At 34.9% G+C, this 16,537-nt stretch carries 25 protein-coding genes; 9 read left to right on the forward strand and 16 right to left on the reverse strand.

All coding sequences use genetic code 11. The features are described from left to right. The first annotated feature begins 87 nt into the window (after positions 1-87). Positions 88-639, forward strand: coding sequence for an arginine decarboxylase, pyruvoyl-dependent (locus tag K5783_RS01225; protein ID WP_297471758.1), 552 nt, complete (start codon positions 88-90; stop codon positions 637-639). Here K5783_RS01225 and K5783_RS01230 read toward each other — a convergent pair whose 3' ends face one another. Continuing rightward, positions 640-1,797, reverse strand: coding sequence for a hypothetical protein (locus tag K5783_RS01230; protein ID WP_297471759.1), 1,158 nt, complete (start codon positions 1,795-1,797; stop codon positions 640-642). Between the two features lie 136 nt (positions 1,798-1,933). On the opposite strand from K5783_RS01230, the gene K5783_RS01235 reads away from it, so the two are divergent. Beyond that, a complete protein-coding gene (locus K5783_RS01235; protein ID WP_297471760.1) occupies positions 1,934-2,500 on the forward strand; it encodes a hypothetical protein in 567 nt (188 codons plus the stop codon). Between the two features lie 120 nt (positions 2,501-2,620). Here the strand turns inward: K5783_RS01235 and K5783_RS01240 are convergent, their stop codons facing one another. Beyond that, on the reverse strand, positions 2,621-4,393 hold the full coding sequence (locus K5783_RS01240; RefSeq protein ID WP_297471761.1) for a M3 family oligoendopeptidase: 1,773 nt from the start codon (positions 4,391-4,393) through the stop codon (positions 2,621-2,623). A 76-nt stretch (positions 4,394-4,469) separates the two neighbouring features. Between K5783_RS01240 and K5783_RS01245 the strand changes: the two genes are divergently transcribed. Beyond that, positions 4,470-4,667 (forward strand): hypothetical protein, encoded by a 198-nt coding sequence (locus tag K5783_RS01245; RefSeq protein ID WP_278976006.1) that lies wholly within the window; start codon positions 4,470-4,472, stop codon positions 4,665-4,667. A 104-nt stretch (positions 4,668-4,771) separates the two neighbouring features. On the opposite strand, the gene K5783_RS01250 is transcribed toward K5783_RS01245, so the two are convergent. The 3 genes from K5783_RS01250 to K5783_RS01260 form a co-directional block, all read right to left on the reverse strand. After that, a complete protein-coding gene (locus K5783_RS01250; RefSeq protein WP_297471762.1) occupies positions 4,772-5,245 on the reverse strand; it encodes a hypothetical protein in 474 nt (157 codons plus the stop codon). Further along, entirely contained in the window at positions 5,242-5,433 is a 192-nt protein-coding gene (locus K5783_RS01255; RefSeq protein ID WP_297471763.1) for a hypothetical protein, read from the reverse strand. The genes K5783_RS01250 and K5783_RS01255 overlap by 4 nt, the downstream gene beginning before the upstream one ends. A 106-nt stretch (positions 5,434-5,539) precedes the next feature. Further along, positions 5,540-5,707, reverse strand: a complete 168-nt coding sequence (locus K5783_RS01260; RefSeq protein WP_160049205.1) for a hypothetical protein — start codon at positions 5,705-5,707, stop codon at positions 5,540-5,542. 49 nt (positions 5,708-5,756) lie between these two features. Between K5783_RS01260 and K5783_RS01265 the strand changes: the two genes are divergently transcribed. Continuing rightward, the gene (locus K5783_RS01265; protein ID WP_297471764.1) at positions 5,757-6,605 is read left to right on the forward strand and encodes a hypothetical protein; all 849 of its coding nucleotides are present in this window, start codon (positions 5,757-5,759) and stop codon (positions 6,603-6,605) included. Positions 6,606-6,608: 3 nt separating this feature from the next. Here the strand turns inward: K5783_RS01265 and K5783_RS01270 are convergent, their stop codons facing one another. The 7 genes from K5783_RS01270 to K5783_RS01300 form a co-directional block, all read right to left on the reverse strand. Then, positions 6,609-6,971: a response regulator gene (locus K5783_RS01270; RefSeq protein ID WP_297471765.1), complete on the reverse strand. Its 363-nt coding sequence runs from the start codon at positions 6,969-6,971 to the stop codon at positions 6,609-6,611. Positions 6,972-7,014: 43 nt separating this feature from the next. Then, a complete protein-coding gene (locus K5783_RS01275) occupies positions 7,015-8,652 on the reverse strand; it encodes an ATP-binding protein (RefSeq protein ID WP_297471766.1) in 1,638 nt (545 codons plus the stop codon). An 83-nt stretch (positions 8,653-8,735) separates the two neighbouring features. Further along, entirely contained in the window at positions 8,736-8,990 is a 255-nt protein-coding gene (locus K5783_RS01280) for a UBP-type zinc finger domain-containing protein (protein ID WP_297471767.1), read from the reverse strand. A gap of 1 nt (position 8,991) precedes the next feature. Then, positions 8,992-9,531: an inorganic diphosphatase gene (locus K5783_RS01285; RefSeq protein WP_109876654.1), complete on the reverse strand. Its 540-nt coding sequence runs from the start codon at positions 9,529-9,531 to the stop codon at positions 8,992-8,994. Positions 9,532-9,688: 157 nt separating this feature from the next. After that, positions 9,689-10,117 carry a hypothetical protein gene (locus K5783_RS01290; protein ID WP_297471768.1) on the reverse strand — a complete coding sequence of 143 codons (429 nt, stop codon included), beginning with the start codon at positions 10,115-10,117 and terminating at the stop codon, positions 9,689-9,691. Positions 10,118-10,169: 52 nt separating this feature from the next. Beyond that, positions 10,170-10,325, reverse strand: a complete 156-nt coding sequence (locus tag K5783_RS01295; protein ID WP_297471769.1) for a hypothetical protein — start codon at positions 10,323-10,325, stop codon at positions 10,170-10,172. Positions 10,326-10,427: 102 nt separating this feature from the next. Continuing rightward, positions 10,428-11,063 (reverse strand): DUF4443 domain-containing protein, encoded by a 636-nt coding sequence (locus tag K5783_RS01300; RefSeq protein WP_297471770.1) that lies wholly within the window; start codon positions 11,061-11,063, stop codon positions 10,428-10,430. A gap of 80 nt (positions 11,064-11,143) precedes the next feature. Between K5783_RS01300 and K5783_RS01305 the strand changes: the two genes are divergently transcribed. Both K5783_RS01305 and K5783_RS01310 read left to right on the forward strand, forming a co-directional pair. Then, the gene (locus K5783_RS01305) at positions 11,144-11,359 is read left to right on the forward strand and encodes a CbtB domain-containing protein (RefSeq protein ID WP_278975998.1); all 216 of its coding nucleotides are present in this window, start codon (positions 11,144-11,146) and stop codon (positions 11,357-11,359) included. Between the two features lie 7 nt (positions 11,360-11,366). Beyond that, on the forward strand, positions 11,367-12,101 hold the full coding sequence (locus K5783_RS01310) for a CbtA family protein (RefSeq protein ID WP_297471771.1): 735 nt from the start codon (positions 11,367-11,369) through the stop codon (positions 12,099-12,101). A gap of 95 nt (positions 12,102-12,196) precedes the next feature. On the opposite strand, the gene K5783_RS01315 is transcribed toward K5783_RS01310, so the two are convergent. Together K5783_RS01315 and K5783_RS01320 are read right to left on the reverse strand one after the other, a co-directional pair. Then, positions 12,197-12,451: a type II toxin-antitoxin system RelE/ParE family toxin gene (locus K5783_RS01315; protein ID WP_297471772.1), complete on the reverse strand. Its 255-nt coding sequence runs from the start codon at positions 12,449-12,451 to the stop codon at positions 12,197-12,199. A 1-nt stretch (position 12,452) separates the two neighbouring features. Beyond that, a complete protein-coding gene (locus K5783_RS01320; protein WP_297471773.1) occupies positions 12,453-12,686 on the reverse strand; it encodes a hypothetical protein in 234 nt (77 codons plus the stop codon). A gap of 184 nt (positions 12,687-12,870) precedes the next feature. On the opposite strand from K5783_RS01320, the gene K5783_RS01325 reads away from it, so the two are divergent. After that, positions 12,871-13,758: a Fic family protein gene (locus K5783_RS01325; protein ID WP_297471774.1), complete on the forward strand. Its 888-nt coding sequence runs from the start codon at positions 12,871-12,873 to the stop codon at positions 13,756-13,758. A gap of 238 nt (positions 13,759-13,996) precedes the next feature. Here K5783_RS01325 and K5783_RS01330 read toward each other — a convergent pair whose 3' ends face one another. Beyond that, positions 13,997-14,305, reverse strand: coding sequence for a hypothetical protein (locus K5783_RS01330; protein WP_297471775.1), 309 nt, complete (start codon positions 14,303-14,305; stop codon positions 13,997-13,999). A gap of 113 nt (positions 14,306-14,418) precedes the next feature. Here K5783_RS01330 and K5783_RS01335 point away from each other — a divergent pair, with 113 nt between their 5' ends. Then, complete coding sequence (locus tag K5783_RS01335) at positions 14,419-15,438, forward strand: ester cyclase (protein WP_297471776.1); 1,020 nt, start codon at positions 14,419-14,421, stop codon at positions 15,436-15,438. Positions 15,439-15,590: 152 nt separating this feature from the next. Next, positions 15,591-15,887 carry a hypothetical protein gene (locus K5783_RS01340; RefSeq protein ID WP_297471777.1) on the forward strand — a complete coding sequence of 99 codons (297 nt, stop codon included), beginning with the start codon at positions 15,591-15,593 and terminating at the stop codon, positions 15,885-15,887. A gap of 74 nt (positions 15,888-15,961) precedes the next feature. On the opposite strand, the gene K5783_RS01345 is transcribed toward K5783_RS01340, so the two are convergent. Next, complete coding sequence (locus K5783_RS01345; RefSeq protein ID WP_297471778.1) at positions 15,962-16,534, reverse strand: matrixin family metalloprotease; 573 nt, start codon at positions 16,532-16,534, stop codon at positions 15,962-15,964. Between the last annotated feature and the right edge of the window lie 3 nt (positions 16,535-16,537).

Below are 16,537 nucleotides of genomic sequence, written 5' to 3' on the forward strand. Positions count from 1 at the left end.
CCTGGGCTTAAACATCTCAGATATTATTTTAAAAATTTACCATTCCAATTAAAGTATAAATAATAACTATCTTTCATGAATTCATAAATGCTTGATTTAGTTGCAAAGAAATTATTTCTCACAAAAGGAAAAGGAGTTCATGAAGACCGACTAACAAGTTTTGAATATGCCCTTAGAGATGCAGGGATTGCAGGAACCAATCTGGTATTGATTTCTAGTATTTTTCCACCCAAAGCAAAACTAATCTCACGAAAAGAAGGCCTTAAACAAATTAGTCCTGGACAGATACTGTTTACAATTTATTCAAAGAATCAGACTCGTGAGCCACATAGAATGTGCGCCGCTTCTGTAGGTATTGCATTGCCTAAGGATAACAGCAGATATGGTTATCTGTCTGAATACGAATCATTTGGTCAAAATGAGACACAGGCAGGTGATTATGCAGAAGATATTGCAGCGCAAATGTTGGCCTCTTCTTTAGGTATTCCTTTTGACGTTGACAAAAACTGGGATGAAAAAAGACAACAGTGGTCAATTTCAGGCAAAATCTACAACACAAAAAATATCACACAATCCACAAAAGGCGATAAAGATGGAAAATGGACTACTGTTTTTGCCGCAGCTGTTCTCTTGCTGTAATTATTTTCTGTAGCCTTTGAGATAAAATATTGCAGCTGCAATTGCAACTATTGTGATTATGATTACCACGATTACTGATTCATCAACATCTAGTTTTTCTTGATGTTTGGATTTGAATTCTTCTCCGCCAAGCGAAAATTCTAATTCTTTTTTAGTGATGGTTGTGTCCTTGCCGAAAATGTATTTTCCTTGGATTCTTTCCCCTTCTTGCGGATCAAAAACCCATCCTTTCTTTGTGATGTCTGTTGGAATTCTTTCATCCCCGATAATCTGTGTTGGTGCAATGTCTCCTTTGACATCTGAAACTTTGGTTTCTTCATTGGATAATATGACTACTTGAAATATTGAATTAAGAGGATAAAATCCTAATGAGAAATAATCTGATCTTTTCAATTCATCCGTCTTTAAAAATTCCAATGGGCTGATTTCATTAATTTCTGGTGCTGCATTTGGGTAATTCATTGATAATCTTAACTGAAGCAATGACTTGTTCTCAGCTGGTATGATTGAGAATGTCATTTTTGAATTTTCTTGAGTTGAAAGATTTCTTGCAACATCGTAAAATCCTCCCGAGTCTCTAATTATTTTAGGAATTAAAATTGCAGATATTTTTTCATACATCGAATCTGTGTCTTCCATTGGCATCGTATACACTGCAGAAATAGTTCCTCTGCCTGAAATCACTCCTGACGTTTCAAGTGCCACACTTGCATCATCACTACTGTGGATAAATGTGGAATGAAGTTTTGCATTTGTATCAAAGACCTCGTTAATTTCATCTATAAACTGTCCTGCAATTCGAAGAGTTGAATTCTGAATTTGTACGAAATTTTTATCATCGGGATTTCTCTTTACATTAATCAAAATACATGATTCATTATTTACTCCTAACACACACTGATTCTGATTAGTCACTGTAACTGCTGAAATCATTCCGTTTTCTCGTATTCTCTGTTCTAATTCAGCTGGTATCTTTATTTCTTGAATGCTTGTACTTTGTAATGTTATTGATGCAGTTACATTTTGAGATATGCTTTTGTCTATGATGACTTGTGCCGTTTCTTGAAATGTTGCAAGACTCATTTCTTGAGAATAGGCATAGTTTGTTGCAACTCCAAAAGAGGTGAATATGACAAATAAATAAAACCATTTTTGCATGGTGTTCCAAATAATAAGGAAATTATAAAATTTACTCATTAGTGGATTTTCTACTCTTAAAATTGGAATACTTTTTTGTTGAAAATATTGTATATCTATTAGATAATATTCTCATTATTGCGATATCTAACTGGTAATGGCACTAATCCCTTTTCTTGTTGATATTTTCAAAGATCCTATAATACAATTAATTGCCGTTTTGGGAGTTTTTGTAGTTGGCATAATTCAGGGAATTATCATTGGACGTTCTATTCTTGTGCGATTTCCGCGTCTTCAAAATCATGTCAAGACAGTATCTATTACACTGTTTATCTTATTTTTAGTAAATGCCATTTTGAGCGTTCCGCGTTTTGCATCTCCTGAAAAAATTGATCTGTTCAATTTGCCTGCTGCCAATACTGGCGATATTGCATCCTCTCTCTTTTTGATTTTTGGAATGAATACCGGATTTCTTACCATCCTGGCAATTTCTGTAACTGTGATGACTTTTGTTCTTTTAAAATTTACAAATCTTAATGGGATGCTCAAAATATTTGTTTTATTTTCCAGTATTCTTTTACTGATACTTACTGGCTTGAGCAGACTCACAGATCTTACTCCTAGTACATTTGAGGTTCTCTTGTATTTTCTTTACCAATTAGGATTTACAATTGGCATTCTTGCTGGTACAATTAGAAAGATCAAACCAAAAAAATGGGTTTAAAATAACTTCAAACGTTTAAATCAGATTATTTATTTTTGGATGGTGACATCGAATTCAAACCGTTCGGGGAACAAGCTGGCAGTCCATGCGTTGGACTGTCAGCCCCATTTATTCTAAAATTCAGTTTAATGATGAAAGTGTTTTAACCTGGTCTCTGACATAATCAAATCCCTCTTGCCAAAACTTTGGTGATCTGATATCAAAGCCATGCTCCAAGAGAAGTTTTTCTGGTTTTTTAGAACCACCGGCAGCAAGAATTTCAATGTATGCTGGAACAAAATCCCTTCCTTCCTTTTTGTATCTTTGAAATAGAGACAATGCCAACAAATTGCCAAAAGAGTATGCATAGCAGTAAAATGGTGTGTGATAAAAGTGTGGAATGCAACTCCATTCTATTGCAAAGTCTTCTGAAAGATTTACCGAATTCCCAAATTGCTCTTTAAGGTTTTTCATGTATGTCTTTGAAATCTCATCGACTGTAGTGCCTTTGCCAATTTGCTCATGAGCATCTACTTCAAAAATTGTAAAAAATGACTGTCTGAGAATTGTTGCGTACAGATCATCTATTTTTTCTGATAGCATGATCTTTTTCTCATCATTAGAAATTTTGTCTGATAAATTATCATATAGCAGTAATTCCGAAAATGTGGACGCTGTCTCAGCTAAGGGCAACGGTGCGTCTTGAACAAGGATGGACCTATCCTGTGCTGCTTGACTGTGAACTGCATGACCTAATTCATGAGCTAAAGTAAACACATCTCTTGATTTTCCTGTAAAGTTCACTAGAACATATGGTGTGATTTTTGGAGTAAGAGTACTACAAAATGCACCGTCTCTTTTTCCTTGTCTTACTGAGGAATCGATGTGATTCTCATTGAACACTTTTCTTGCAAACTCTTCTAGCGTCTCACTGAATCTTCCTAGAGATTCAAAAACAAGTTTTACAGAACTATTGTACGAATAATTTTTTTCTTTAATGTTGGAAGCTGCGGGTGCATACAAGTCATACCTTCTCAGTTTTTTCATCCTCAGCATCTTTGCTTTTTGAAGAAAGAATTTTTGAAATACTGGGGAGTTTTTTCTGCATACTGCAAGAAGCGATTCTATAGTTTTATCATCTACATCATTTCCAATATTTCGCATTGAGATTGGGGATTTGTATCCTCTAATCTCTATCCCTTCGTCTCTCCAATTCAGAACAATATTTTGATAGATTTCGCCGATCACTCCCTTGTTCTCAGTATATTTTGTCAGAATTGTTTTGTAAGCTGTTTCACGAATTTTTGAATTTGTGCTTCGAACATAATTGGTAAGTTCTTCCCTTGTCATTTTTCTTGTTTTATTTCCTATCTTCATTTTGTATTCATAGGCATTTGTGATCTTGTCGTAGAGTTTTACTAGTGCTGATATTCCAGTGACGTCTAACGTGTTGATTATTCGCTCTTCAGGCTCACTCAATGCATATTTTGCAACTAGTCTCTTGTGTGATAGGTATTCTGTTATCTCACCTGCATTTTTCATAAGTCGCTTTGCATTTTTTTCATCAACTTGAGTTTTCCACCATAAATCAAAAAATAAAATCTTGTTTGAAATCTCAGAACCTAACTTTGACATTCTTGTCATAAGTGATGTTGCCTCATCTGACTGTGTGTCTGATGAATAGGACAATGATGCATATCCACCGATTTTACTCATTTTCTCAGAAATTTCTTCAACTTGATGTAAGATATTCATAAATTTTTCCGATGACATTTTGGGATCTAATTTTGTTTTAATTTTTTCAAATTTTTCTGATTGTTTTTCCAATTCTTGAATCTGTTTTTGAAATTCCCGGCTTTTTGGGTTTTTTGCCAATTCTGACAGATCCCATTTTTCAAGCTTATACTCTGCCATCATCAATGTACTTTTGTAACTATTAAAAAATCAATATGTGTGAAATTCTTAAATCCCAAATTTACGTATGTTATGTGTGGCAACAAGAGAAGATCTCAGAAATGACATTCTAAAGGCAACAGAAGAACAACAACGATTAATGGAACTGAGAAAACCTCTCTTAGGCTCAAAAGTAAACGAGGATCAAATGAATGCTTTTCGTATGACTACCCAGATAATGAAATATGAGGACTTTATACGGGATACTGAGAGGCAGCTCAGAACAATGAACTGACAGTTCAATTATGCATATCTTAGCAGATATTTGCCCAAATCATAATCGAATCAACCAATCTCTGTCGTATGTTCTGTAGAATCATAAAAAATAGATGAAATAATCTAGACCGAATCTAGATTATCTCTTGGGGTGTTTATCACCTTGAAGATTTTGACATTATAGTCGCCTTCAAAAAAACGGGTGATGTTGCCTTCGTCTATTGACAGCAGTCGGAACTTGTATTCAAAGGAATGATCTCCTTTCAAATTTATCTGTGCAACATGAATAGGGACGTCTTCATCTGGTTTGAAGATTTGAATTATTACCGGATATCCTTGCGAAGGATCATTCACTTTGCCTTTGATTGTTCCCCACGGAAGTGTATTTGTTTCAGGAATATTCATGGAGAGTGTGGTCTTTTCAAGACTTGTTTCATCATCAATCCTTGTCACCGTAGTTTGAGTTGACTCTGCAAACACAGTAGCATCAAACAAAGGGACAGACATGCTCAGCATCATTACAAAAATACATGATGCTGACAAGCTCTTTCTTGTTTTACCATTTCTCTGAATGCTATATTTTGAAACTACATTCATGCTGCTGCCCCACATCTATTTAGTTGGCCTCTTCTTGATTTTTTCTGATTCACAAACAAATCCAAATCATTTAGCATTATCTCATTTTCATAATGAGTATCAATGCCATCTGATTTTTGGATTTGTTCGATGTGATTCCACAGCGAAGATGAAAATCTACCTTTGGGGAATTTCTTGGCAGGTTTCATTTAATCATCTCCTCAACACAATCTTGGCGATGCAACATAACAAAATGGGTCGGCATTTTGTTACACACAATCCAGACATTTGGAAAAAAACATTGTGTCTGCATTCTTAGTATCTCTCCTCAAACAGAGTCCATGTTAGCCCCATCAAATCCTCAGTGGAGAAAGTAGGCGTCTTGGCATGATGCAAGGATTTTGACACTGCTTTTACAGGACTGCTTGCTACCTGAATTTCAGTAGGCGAGTGTTGCCAATTGTGTGTGATTTGCTGTTTCATGAAATAATTGAGGTTGAGTTATATATAACAAGAGATACCGTATATCGGTATGCCTTTAGATGATCCTACATTTGGAAATTTACAAAATTACAAACTGTATCTTCGTCCAAATGCTCATGCTCATTACGGCCATCCTAATCAAAAGAAATCATCCTTGAGTAAGCACCAACAAAATGTTCAGAAGTTATTAAAAGTAATGAGCGTAAATGAATCTTCTACTACTTGGGATTTAGCTAAAATCTCTATTCCTGATGACATTACAAAATTACGTGAAAGAGAAAAAATTTACAGACGATTACTTGTAGGTAGAAAAGACAAAGGAAAACATTCCGATGGAATATTAAATTTAGGTCTTGCGATAAAAGATGGGAAAAGTCTCAAAACTGGAATCGCTGACAAATACAGATTGTCATTATATGGAATTTTGTATTGCATTGATGTTTTAGATCTTAGTAACAACGAGATAGACAAAATCGCTAAAAAATATTCTAAAGTGTTGCCCAAAGTTTTTGGAAAATGGGATTATCTAAAAACAAAAATCGGTGACAGAGTATATGGAATCAAATTGTTGGCAAACGGATTGCTTGCAGATAATCCTCAAATTCAAGTAAGACGTGAAATTCCATTTTATGAATTGATGTCATATGTACACTTGAAGTATCAAAGAAATTTTGAAAATATTACTGAAGAAAATCTAGCAGAGCAAATTTCATACTGGTTTTATGTAAATTTGTTATATCGCCCAATGGGAAATAACAATGATACAGGTATAGAAAGTTTGAATCCTATTTTCCAAGATGATCCTAAATTAAAAAAATGGTTTCTAATTTTTTTCAGAGATTCCATTAAATATTACCATGAAAGATACGCTGTTTTAAAAAAATCCAAAATAAGATAGCATTTAGTTTTTTGATGAAATCAAATTTTTCAATTCATTCAAATCAAATGGTTTTGTTAGTAGACCAAACAGTCCTGATTTTTGTGCATTTTCAAATTCTTCATTATTTATTGCATATGCAGATGTAAATACAATCTTTGCATCCGGATGCTCTTTTTTTATTTTAAAAAACGCGTCATATCCATTCATTATTGGCATTTTGAGATCCATCAGTACTATGTATGGGTGAGATTCGTTGTATTTTCTGATGGCCTCCTCGCCGTTTTTTGCAGTTACTACATCATAATTTTCATATTTTAGCATATACTCCGTAGCCTCCAAAAATTGAGCATCGTCATCAACGAGAAGAATTTGCGTGTTTGTCATTGTCCTATCCCCAATTGTTTGTTACAAGTCATTTTTCGGCGAGTCATTTGGGCAACCTGATTGAAAATACTACTGGATTGTTGGTGGCTTTTATGTCTCCTTTGTGCTGTTCTACTATGTTTTTACAACTAGATAACCCCAATCCTGTACCCTCTAGTTTTGTTGTAAATAAGGTGTCAAAAATATGTTTTAGATCCTTTAATGGTATGTTGGGGCCAGAATTCTCGAATTTGATTATGATGTCTGATTCGGTTTCCTGCGTGCTGATATTGATATGTCCTTTTTCATCTCCAATTGACTGAATTGCATTAAGAATGATATTTACAAACACTATGAGTATTTTTTCATGATCAAAATTTACGGTCATGTCGTTTTTTGGAGTATTGATGTCGATGTTTTTTGGAACAGTTAATGTGTTGATTGCTTCGTATAGTGTTTGATTGATTGAATGTGGTTTAAGAATTAGCGGTGTTGTTCTTACATAGTTTAACACTTCTTCAATCTGGTGTGAAATGCGTCGTACTGATAGATTTATTCTGTTTATCTCCCTTGAAATAATTTCATTTTTGTCGTTATTTTCTTTGCTTATGATCACCCCTGCATTTTTTATTGTTCCTAATGGGTTTCGTATGTCATGAGCAATGTTTGATGAAAGCTGTCCTATTACTGTCAGCTTTTCTTTTTTAAAACTCTGTGATCGTTTTAGCAAAAATGCTAACAGTACAACTATTATTGCTAACAACAAAAAAACAGTTTGAATTTTTGTGTAAAAAATAATCTCGTCAATCTCTTTGTTAATTGATTGGGTGGGAGTTACTACCGCAAACATGAATTCAATTTTATCATTGATTACGACTGGAATTCCAGTGATTATTCTCTCCCCAATATCGTCATTTAAAGTAAAAATCGCCGTAGCTAGATTGCCCTGAAGCACATTTTTGATATGGTTGTTGGAAAAAGAATTGTTGCCTATTTGTTGCTGAATTTCTTCATCAAAGAAATTTTTTCCAATATTTTCAGTACTGGGATCAATTAACAAAATATGATTCTCATCCATGACCATCAAAAACTGTGATTCAACATCATAGATGTTTCCATGTCTCTTGAAAAATTCACTTGATGCGAATGTTACTAAAAGGAGCCCTTTGGGCATTTTTGTCTCTTCGTCTATTATTGGATATGTGATTGCTATTTCTGGCTCGTCAAAAAGAAGGGTGTCGATTGAAAGTATTGCGGGCTCTGACTGTGAGCTATTTTTCTCAGAATTTATTAATCCTGATAATCCTTTGACTGTTGCACCCACAAATGAGTTGTGAGTTTTACTCACTTGGGACTGAACTGTAAAATTTCCATCTAATGCCAGAATTTGCGCCGTAGGAGAAATAGAGTTCAGTCTACTAAATGTATGCGCAATTAATTGACTTGACTCCACTGTTCCAATATCTTTTTGTAATTCCTCTGATTCAGCCAACTCTCCTAGCTCAAATACGATTAACTCAATCTCTGATGAAATATTTTTGGATATTGATTTTGCAATGATTTCTTGAATTTTGACTTGATTTTCTGTTATTGATGTTTTGATGTTTTCTTCTTCTATACTGTATATCTCAATTGTGATGATTAGTATTGAAAGAATTATTGAAAAAATGAGTGCATACCATGCCCATTTTTTTTTATTCACGATCAATTAAAAATCACCATCTCTTAATTAACCCCCATGATTTTTGGTTATAATACATTTTGAGTAAATATTGATTTGATGAATTAGTAGTATTCTTTATGAACATAACACCACTTCCAAATATCATTTGGGATTGCCTTCATAACTGGGTGTCCTGTTTCCTCAAAGTGTTTAGTTGCATGCTTTCCCATTGATGAATCACAGCATCCAACATGCCCACATGTCAAACACATCCTAATCGCAACCACTGGCAAGTGCTCTTTTTCGCATTCTTCACAACTAACAGTATTTGGAGAAACATCTTTTTCTTGTAAGAAATGTTCGCATTTTTTTGGCATGTTAGTATTTTTTCAAAGTATCTTTGTATCTTTTAATCGATTCAACAATGACAATCTTTGCTTCTTTTGCAGACTTCCACCCTAGTATCTCTACTTTTTTTCCCTCCAAGTCTTTGTATACCTGGAAAAAGTGGGCAATTTCTGAACGGTAGTGATCTTCGATATCTGAAATGTCTGTGGTGTGTAAATATCTAGGATCATTTGTGGCAACACAAATTATTTTATCATCTAGTTTTCCGTCGTCTTTCATTTGCAGTAATCCAATAGGTCTTGCCTCGATTAGGATTCCTGGATATGTGGAATTTGTTACTAGTACCAATGCATCAAGCGGATCTCCGTCATCAGATAAGCTTTGAGGTATTAACCCATAATCTCCTGGATAATGAAAAGGTGAGAAAAGAACTCTGTCTAATTTTATCATGTTGTGTTTTTTGTCATATTCGTATTTGTTCATAGAACCTTTTGGAATCTCAACTATCACATTAATTATTTCGGGAATATCGTTTCCTGATTCAATATCGTGCCAAAAATTCTTGCTCATTTTCTAGCTCTTCAACTATTCATTCAATATATGAATTCTGTGAATTCACAAGTTGGAATTTAACAAAAAATCTCTCATTCAATTTTTGTACACATGAGATGTGATTTTTAGATTCTTACAAAATCAAAATAATTTTTGATATGAGGAACTCTTGATTTTATACCAAATCATTGGAGTTTGGAATTACTCTGAAGATTTTCACTGTATATTCTCCTTCAAAGATGTTTACAAATTCGCCTGTGCTTGAATCCATATTTCTGACTCGAAATTTGTATTCAAATGAACCGTCTCCTTTTACGTCGACTTGCGCAAAGTGCACTGGATCCTCACCACTGTAAAACTGAATGATTACTGGATATCTTTCAACATATTCTGATGGTGCGCCTTTTACAAAACCCCATGGAAGCTTGTTATCTTCTGGTATGTTCATCGTAGCTACCGTTTTTTGCAAACTAATCTCTTCGTTAATCGGAGTTACTGTCACCCTATTTTGGTTGGTTTCCGCAGAAATATCTCCTGGAATTATTCCTATAGATAAGACTGCTATGATGGATGCCATCAAAAATACTTTGAATTTCAAATTCATTTAATTGTGATTTTTCAAAGTTATTTAAAAAATTTGTTACTGATTTGTTTACTTATGGCAGTTCTTCTTCTAGATCTGAGCATGCTTTGTGAACCCATTTGTCTTGGGAGTTTTTTGATATCTCTTTGCCAACTTTGATCGATTCCCCACACTCTACACATTTGCCGTTAAACTTGGCTTTCATGGAATATGTATGATCTTGGCTCATTTTAACTAGTCTTTTAATTTAAAATGGCGTTTTTGTGCATCTTTTGAATTTTAGATATTTTATCTTTTAAGATTGTTCAAAATCATTCATCTTTTGATATTGCTATTTTTGTGATCCTAATGTCCACAACGCAGTATTGATTGCAGATATTTCAACTACAAATTTGTCATTAGATGATGTAATGATGACGATGTCATTGTTCCTTGGATGCAATGCCTCAATCAAATTCTCTTTTATTTCTGATTCGTCTGCAAAACATACCACCTCATCTCCTACAAAAACAAATTCCCCGTTCTTGAATCTCAAAGTCAAAGCGTCATCTGCCCCGTACAAAATTGCATAGTCTCTTTGCTGCATTCCATTTCCTATGTTTGAGACGTGTTCTTTTCTAAGAATTATTGCACAATTGTGATCTCCATTTGTAAGGCAGCATTTTTTCAAAAAACTCTGATATGGCATTGCCTCTTGAAACTTTTTTGCAAAGTTTTTACCCTTTGTTGTAAGAAACGTTCCTGCTTTTATCGAATCTACAAATTCATATTCTTTGAGATATGAAATCAATGTTCTTACTGCCCCTTCTCCCATGTGCAGTTCATCGCACAAAGTCGCTCTGCTTACATACTTTTGTTTTGACAACAGCAAAATTGACTTTAGAACGTGTGGTATACTAAATGTCAAAGATTTACTTGTTCTTTTTCTGGATGTTATTTTTTGCAATGTTTTGATCTGTTGCTGCATAGACTCTATTTCACGCCTAGAATATATAAATTGGATGAACCATCCTATAGTTTAAGTATATCACATTCCATGTCATTTTGTTGTCACTTCCTACTGGGATTATGGTTTCAAAATCCAAGGTTCCAGTATTTGCAATTGCACTTTTAGCTATGATCTTTGTAGTAGGATTGTTTGTTGTAGGTTATGATCAGGGACATATCTTCAGTGTTGTGTTAGGGGAGCAGGCATACGAAGACCTGTACATACATGAACTTACACATGACATGCGCCATGCAGCAGGATTTCCTTGTCACTAGATGAATTATGAGAACTGTACTCTTTTTGGCAATTGTCTTGGTATCTGGCGCAATTGCAGGAACCTTTCATGGAATGGCAAACCTTGCAATAGTAGAACCCTATCTTGATCAAGCAATTGGGATTGAAAACCAGAATCTGTTTGCATCCGGTGAAGAAGAAGACACACCGCAATTCTGGGTTGAATACAATAGTTACCGTGACTGGCAGAAAGGTGGACAAGTTTTGGCTGGTGCCATACTAGGAACATCAATTGGCGCATTATTTGGAATTGTTTATGCTTTGTCTAGAAATTCTTTACCGGGAAAGACTGACTTGCAAAAATCATTTGTTCTTGCAGGAATCATGTGGCTTTCAATATACTTGATTCCATTTTTGAAATATCCTGCAAATCCTCCCACTGTTGGAGATGCTGAAACTGTAGTGTTGCGAGCAATACTCTATCTATCATTTATTGCAATTTCTGGATTTGGAGTAATTGGGTTTTATCAAGTGTACAAACGTCTAAAGAAAAATGCCAAGGTTTTGGCATTTGTTGGATATGTTGCATTCATTGGGATTGTTTTTGCATTAATGCCTGCAAATCCCGATGAAGTAACTGCTCCGATGGATTTGGTAAATGGATTCAGAGCAATGTCAGTTGTTGCAGTTAGTGTGTTTTGGGTGTCGGTTGCAACTATTCTGGGCATGCTCTGGCACAAATTCAGACCCGATTCAGAGATTTCTGTGGAAAAAACCCCATAGTTTGTTATTCAAACTTCGAATTTTTTGGATTGATCACAATGGCTGAAGTTTTATGAAATAATAATGCTATTTTCTTTTTACAATTTTGTTTTTCTTTATTTTTTGTAAACTCTTCCTCTATGATCGACTTCGATTACAAAGATTATCATTTTACTTTGCTGCAGATCCAAAATAACTCTGTAGTTTCCTACTCTCAGTCTGTAAAATGGTGAATTTGTCAGTCTTAGTACAATATTGAATGGATCTTGTGTACAATCCAACACTGCATCATAAACTCTTTGTGCCTTTTTCTTGTCTATTTTTTCTAGCTGTTTTACAGACTTTTCCGACCATATGACCTGCCATGCCATATCATTTTAGGCCCAGTCTTTTTTTTACTTGCTCAGATGTATACACACGTCCTGCTTTGATGTCTGCTACCCCTTCCTCAATATTTTTGATGATTGCGGGGCTTAGCACGTCGTCTTCTTGTGAGTTTTTTAGCAGTCTTGCAATTACTGTTTCGTAGGTTTCGCCTGGATGATTCATCTGTTTTTTTAGATCATTTTTTATCTTTTTAGAAAGTTTGATTGTGCTTTGCTCCATGGTATACTCTGGTATACTATGGTATGTTTTAATATAAAAACAAAGCGACTGGGACGCTTTCAATATTCTTATTCTTTTTATTTTTTCAAAAATGAATTGATATTACTCATCTATTTTTTTCCTTTACCCCTACACTTTCATCAAAAATAAAAATTATATAAATATGTAGGGGTAACTAAATACCATGGTAAGAATAAAGAAGAAGATGCTGAAAGGCAAGGCTTACTACTATCTAGAACACAGCATACGGGAAGGCAAGAAGGTCCAGAAGAAGGAAAAGTATCTTGGAAGAAAGATCCCGTCCGGCATCGATAAAATCAAAAAAAAATTTGTTGACGAGATACGCGAAGAGGTTTGGTATGCAGACATAGACAAAATCAGGAATATCGTTTCCAAAGAAGAAAAAAGTCTGCCCAAATCCATCAAAGAAAAGAACCTGCAAAACTTTGCAACGCAGTTTACATACGATACACAGCGAATAGAAGGCTCTACTCTTACAAGAAGAGAGACTGCGGACCTTCTGGAAAAAGGAATCACTCCAAAAAGCAAGCCTATGAGGGACGTGCAAGAGGCAGAAGCACATAGGAATCTATTCTATGAGATTCTAAAATTCAAAAAAGACTTTACGCTACAAATAATGCTTGATTGGCACTGGGCTCTTTTCAACAAGACAAAACCCGACATTGCAGGAAACATAAGAAAATATCAAGTGGGAATAGGCGGAAGCAAGTTCATTCCACCTTCATCTATTGAGGTGTATCCAATGCTTACGGAGTTTTTCAAGTGGTACAAAAAGAACAAGGACTGCCTGCATCCTGTAGAACTTGCAGCGCTTGTACATCTGAAACTTGTAACAATACATCCTTTCGGAGACGGAAACGGTCGCATCACAAGACTTGTAATGAACTTTGTATTAAACAGGAAAAAATATCCTCTGTTTGACATTCCATACGAGAACAGAAACAGCTACTACAATGCGTTGGAAAGGTCACAAGTCAAAAAGGATGACAAGGTATTTCTCCAGTGGTTTGTAAAGCGCTACACAAAGGAATACCAGAGATATCTCAAATGATATATTAGAATTTAAAGAAGAAATATCAAAAAATGAAATAGCATCATACCACTAATTTATCTAACATCGTTAGACAATCCTAATTTGTTAATTGATGTATATTATGAATATTTTATCCACAAATCTTTATTGAAATCATACATATGTACTACAAATTTAATAGGAAAAAACACCATTGAAAAAATTGACAGAACAGTAATAGATGAATTTTTAAAAGAATTAGTATCTGAGAAAAAAATTAGGACTCTGGTTGAACTAATTCAACTTTTTGCTGTTGTTTATCATAGAACTCGTTGATCTCACTTGAAGGAATGTAGAACGTGGCAGATACTATGTCTCCTACTTTTGCATTACATTCAGATACAACTACACTAGTTCCGTATTGAGATTCTGCGACACACCCATCTTCGGTAACTGCAATAACTGTAACATCCTCAGTTACTTGAATTGGGATCCAATTCCATGGAGTAATTGTAAAAATTACAGCAACAGATAACCCTACTATCAACATAGCCATTAAAACACGGCGAGAAAGTTTTGTTCCCATTATACCGATTACTGGGAATATCTTATGTAACTAGATTAGACAATTGTCATCATTGAAAACCAGATCATAAAAATATCTGTTTCTTTATATGTGAAAAACCCAATCAAAATTTAATGAATACGCAACTTACAGTAGCATTCAGTATCGTACTATTTCTGACAGTTGCTGTTGTAACATCCGTTGATCTTTTAGAGACAGCTGATGCTGCAAAATCACAAGGAAATCCTTTGCCTGAAACTAGTTCGAAGAAAGTTTGTGGCGATAAATTATGTTCTGAAGTAAAATCTTCTGAAGACAAAGCAAAACACGGTGAATCCTCACATGAAGACAAAGCAAAACACGGTGAATCCTCACATGAAGACAAAGCAAAACACGGTGAATCCTCACATGAAGACAAAGCAAAACACGGTGAAGACAAAGCAAAACACGGTGAATCCTCACATGAAGGAGAAAACAAGATGAAGGAAAGACATCTTCAATTGTTAGAACAAATGAAATCTATGAGTAAAATGGAGATGATTGATTCTATGAAGTCTATGATGTCTGAACACCATGATAAGAAAATTGAAAAGATGAGTCAAATGGATGTACCAGAACTTCTAAAACACATAGAGAAAATGCTCGATAAAATGAGCAAAGATGATCATTCTGATATGGATGATGCACACCATGAAGATGAACTAACAAAATTCCAAACTGCAGAACTCCTTTCTAAACAACATCTAAAAACATTTGATGAATTGGATTTTGATGTGTTTACAAACCAGAAATGGGATAGATTGCATGAAAGCCACTCAAGTGATATTATTGTACACTGGCCTGATGGTCGTACAACTACTGGAATAGAACCACACATTGAAGATTTGAAAGCAATGTTTGTTTGGGCCCCTGATACTAGAATAGAACAACATCCTATCAAGATTGCATCTGGACCTTGGACAAGTGTGATTGGGGTAATTGAGGGAACCTTTACTGAACCTATGCAATTGCCTGATGGAACTGTTGTTCAGCCTACTGGAAAATCTTACAAACTTAACATGGCTACAGTTGGTTACTGGGAAAATGGCGTCATGACTGAGGAATACTTGTTCTGGGATAATCTGGAATTCATGAAGCAAATAGGATTGGCATAGTGTCTTTTCCTTTTTATTTAATTCACAAAATATTATGTGCATCAAAGGAATATTTGAAATTAAGAGCGTCAAACTTAACGTACAATTCATTTCCTCCCTTGGTTTAACACCATACCCATTTTTCAAAAAAATGTTCTAGCCCCACAGTGGGGATGGAGTTTACAGTAGTTAATTCAAAACCTGTTGTCTATTCACATCCCTTTTCTGAAAATACCCAAGCTTACAAAATAGATCCGATATACATAGAGAATCCAAATACTGGTGAAATGGTTTTGGATATTGATTCGATGCAACAAGTATTGGCAGTTTTAGAGAGTTGCGCAAATGATTCTCCACAAGAAAGAATGGCAAACCCTCTAAGATATACAAATGACACTCATGTACTTCTAAATCTTGGTTGTGAATGGAAATCTGTTGGAAAGTATCTGGGAGTAGAAAATGAAAACTAGACTTTTGATATTTGTTGTTGGAATTATCATTGCATCATCAATTGTTTTTATGATTATTCTGGTCTGATTTAGGTTTATTTCTCACATATCACCTGACTATTCTGACTGCCATCATACAATGAAACTATTGCATCAAGGTCACACTCAGAGATATACGGATAATCAGTACCTATTACAGGATGCATCAGATCTTCTGGTGCAGTAGAATGAGCAAGTCCCAAAGCATGTCCCATCTCGTGCCTGACTATTGTGGAAAGATCCACATCCGATAGCCTGTCAATATCATACACTGTAATCTTTGCCTTTAGCATTTGGTGGTTTGATTCGTCTGCTATTGCTGTAGTGTATGCTGTGTATCCGTCTGCACTTGCGTCATTTGTCAGTTGGATTACAACATCTCCAGTTTCACGATCTGTAGAATCAAACTTTTGTATTCTATGATTGCTGGTGTCTGCCACGTAGATGTTATTTGCATGAAACACAACATCTTCGGGAGTTTTAAAATCCCCATTACCAGTTCCGGACTGACCAAACTCAAAATCAAAAACAGGAAAAACTACAGCATATGACAGATCAAATACAACAACATATAACACCACAGAAATTACTACAATAACTGCAAAATAATTTTGAATGCAAAATGCCATTGT

This window comes from Nitrosopumilus sp. (assembly GCF_025699125.1).
Taxonomy (GTDB): domain Archaea; phylum Thermoproteota; class Nitrososphaeria; order Nitrososphaerales; family Nitrosopumilaceae; genus Nitrosopumilus.

Coding starts and splice junctions, on each gene's coding strand:
- K5783_RS01225 (WP_297471758.1), top strand. CDS start 88: ATGCTTGATTTAGTTGCAAAGAAATTATTTCTCACAAAAGGAAAAGGA.
- K5783_RS01230 (WP_297471759.1), bottom strand. CDS start 1,797: ATGCAAAAATGGTTTTATTTATTTGTCATATTCACCTCTTTTGGAGTT.
- K5783_RS01235 (WP_297471760.1), top strand. CDS start 1,934: ATGGCACTAATCCCTTTTCTTGTTGATATTTTCAAAGATCCTATAATA.
- K5783_RS01240 (WP_297471761.1), bottom strand. CDS start 4,393: ATGGCAGAGTATAAGCTTGAAAAATGGGATCTGTCAGAATTGGCAAAA.
- K5783_RS01250 (WP_297471762.1), bottom strand. CDS start 5,245: ATGAATGTAGTTTCAAAATATAGCATTCAGAGAAATGGTAAAACAAGA.
- K5783_RS01255 (WP_297471763.1), bottom strand. CDS start 5,433: ATGAAACCTGCCAAGAAATTCCCCAAAGGTAGATTTTCATCTTCGCTG.
- K5783_RS01260 (WP_160049205.1), bottom strand. CDS start 5,707: ATGAAACAGCAAATCACACACAATTGGCAACACTCGCCTACTGAAATT.
- K5783_RS01265 (WP_297471764.1), top strand. CDS start 5,757: ATGCCTTTAGATGATCCTACATTTGGAAATTTACAAAATTACAAACTG.
- K5783_RS01270 (WP_297471765.1), bottom strand. CDS start 6,971: ATGACAAACACGCAAATTCTTCTCGTTGATGACGATGCTCAATTTTTG.
- K5783_RS01280 (WP_297471767.1), bottom strand. CDS start 8,990: ATGCCAAAAAAATGCGAACATTTCTTACAAGAAAAAGATGTTTCTCCA.
- K5783_RS01285 (WP_109876654.1), bottom strand. CDS start 9,531: ATGAGCAAGAATTTTTGGCACGATATTGAATCAGGAAACGATATTCCC.
- K5783_RS01290 (WP_297471768.1), bottom strand. CDS start 10,117: ATGAATTTGAAATTCAAAGTATTTTTGATGGCATCCATCATAGCAGTC.
- K5783_RS01295 (WP_297471769.1), bottom strand. CDS start 10,325: ATGAGCCAAGATCATACATATTCCATGAAAGCCAAGTTTAACGGCAAA.
- K5783_RS01300 (WP_297471770.1), bottom strand. CDS start 11,063: ATGCAGCAACAGATCAAAACATTGCAAAAAATAACATCCAGAAAAAGA.
- K5783_RS01310 (WP_297471771.1), top strand. CDS start 11,367: ATGAGAACTGTACTCTTTTTGGCAATTGTCTTGGTATCTGGCGCAATT.
- K5783_RS01315 (WP_297471772.1), bottom strand. CDS start 12,451: ATGGCATGGCAGGTCATATGGTCGGAAAAGTCTGTAAAACAGCTAGAA.
- K5783_RS01320 (WP_297471773.1), bottom strand. CDS start 12,686: ATGGAGCAAAGCACAATCAAACTTTCTAAAAAGATAAAAAATGATCTA.
- K5783_RS01325 (WP_297471774.1), top strand. CDS start 12,871: ATGGTAAGAATAAAGAAGAAGATGCTGAAAGGCAAGGCTTACTACTAT.
- K5783_RS01330 (WP_297471775.1), bottom strand. CDS start 14,305: ATGGGAACAAAACTTTCTCGCCGTGTTTTAATGGCTATGTTGATAGTA.
- K5783_RS01335 (WP_297471776.1), top strand. CDS start 14,419: ATGAATACGCAACTTACAGTAGCATTCAGTATCGTACTATTTCTGACA.
- K5783_RS01340 (WP_297471777.1), top strand. CDS start 15,591: ATGGAGTTTACAGTAGTTAATTCAAAACCTGTTGTCTATTCACATCCC.
- K5783_RS01345 (WP_297471778.1), bottom strand. CDS start 16,534: ATGGCATTTTGCATTCAAAATTATTTTGCAGTTATTGTAGTAATTTCT.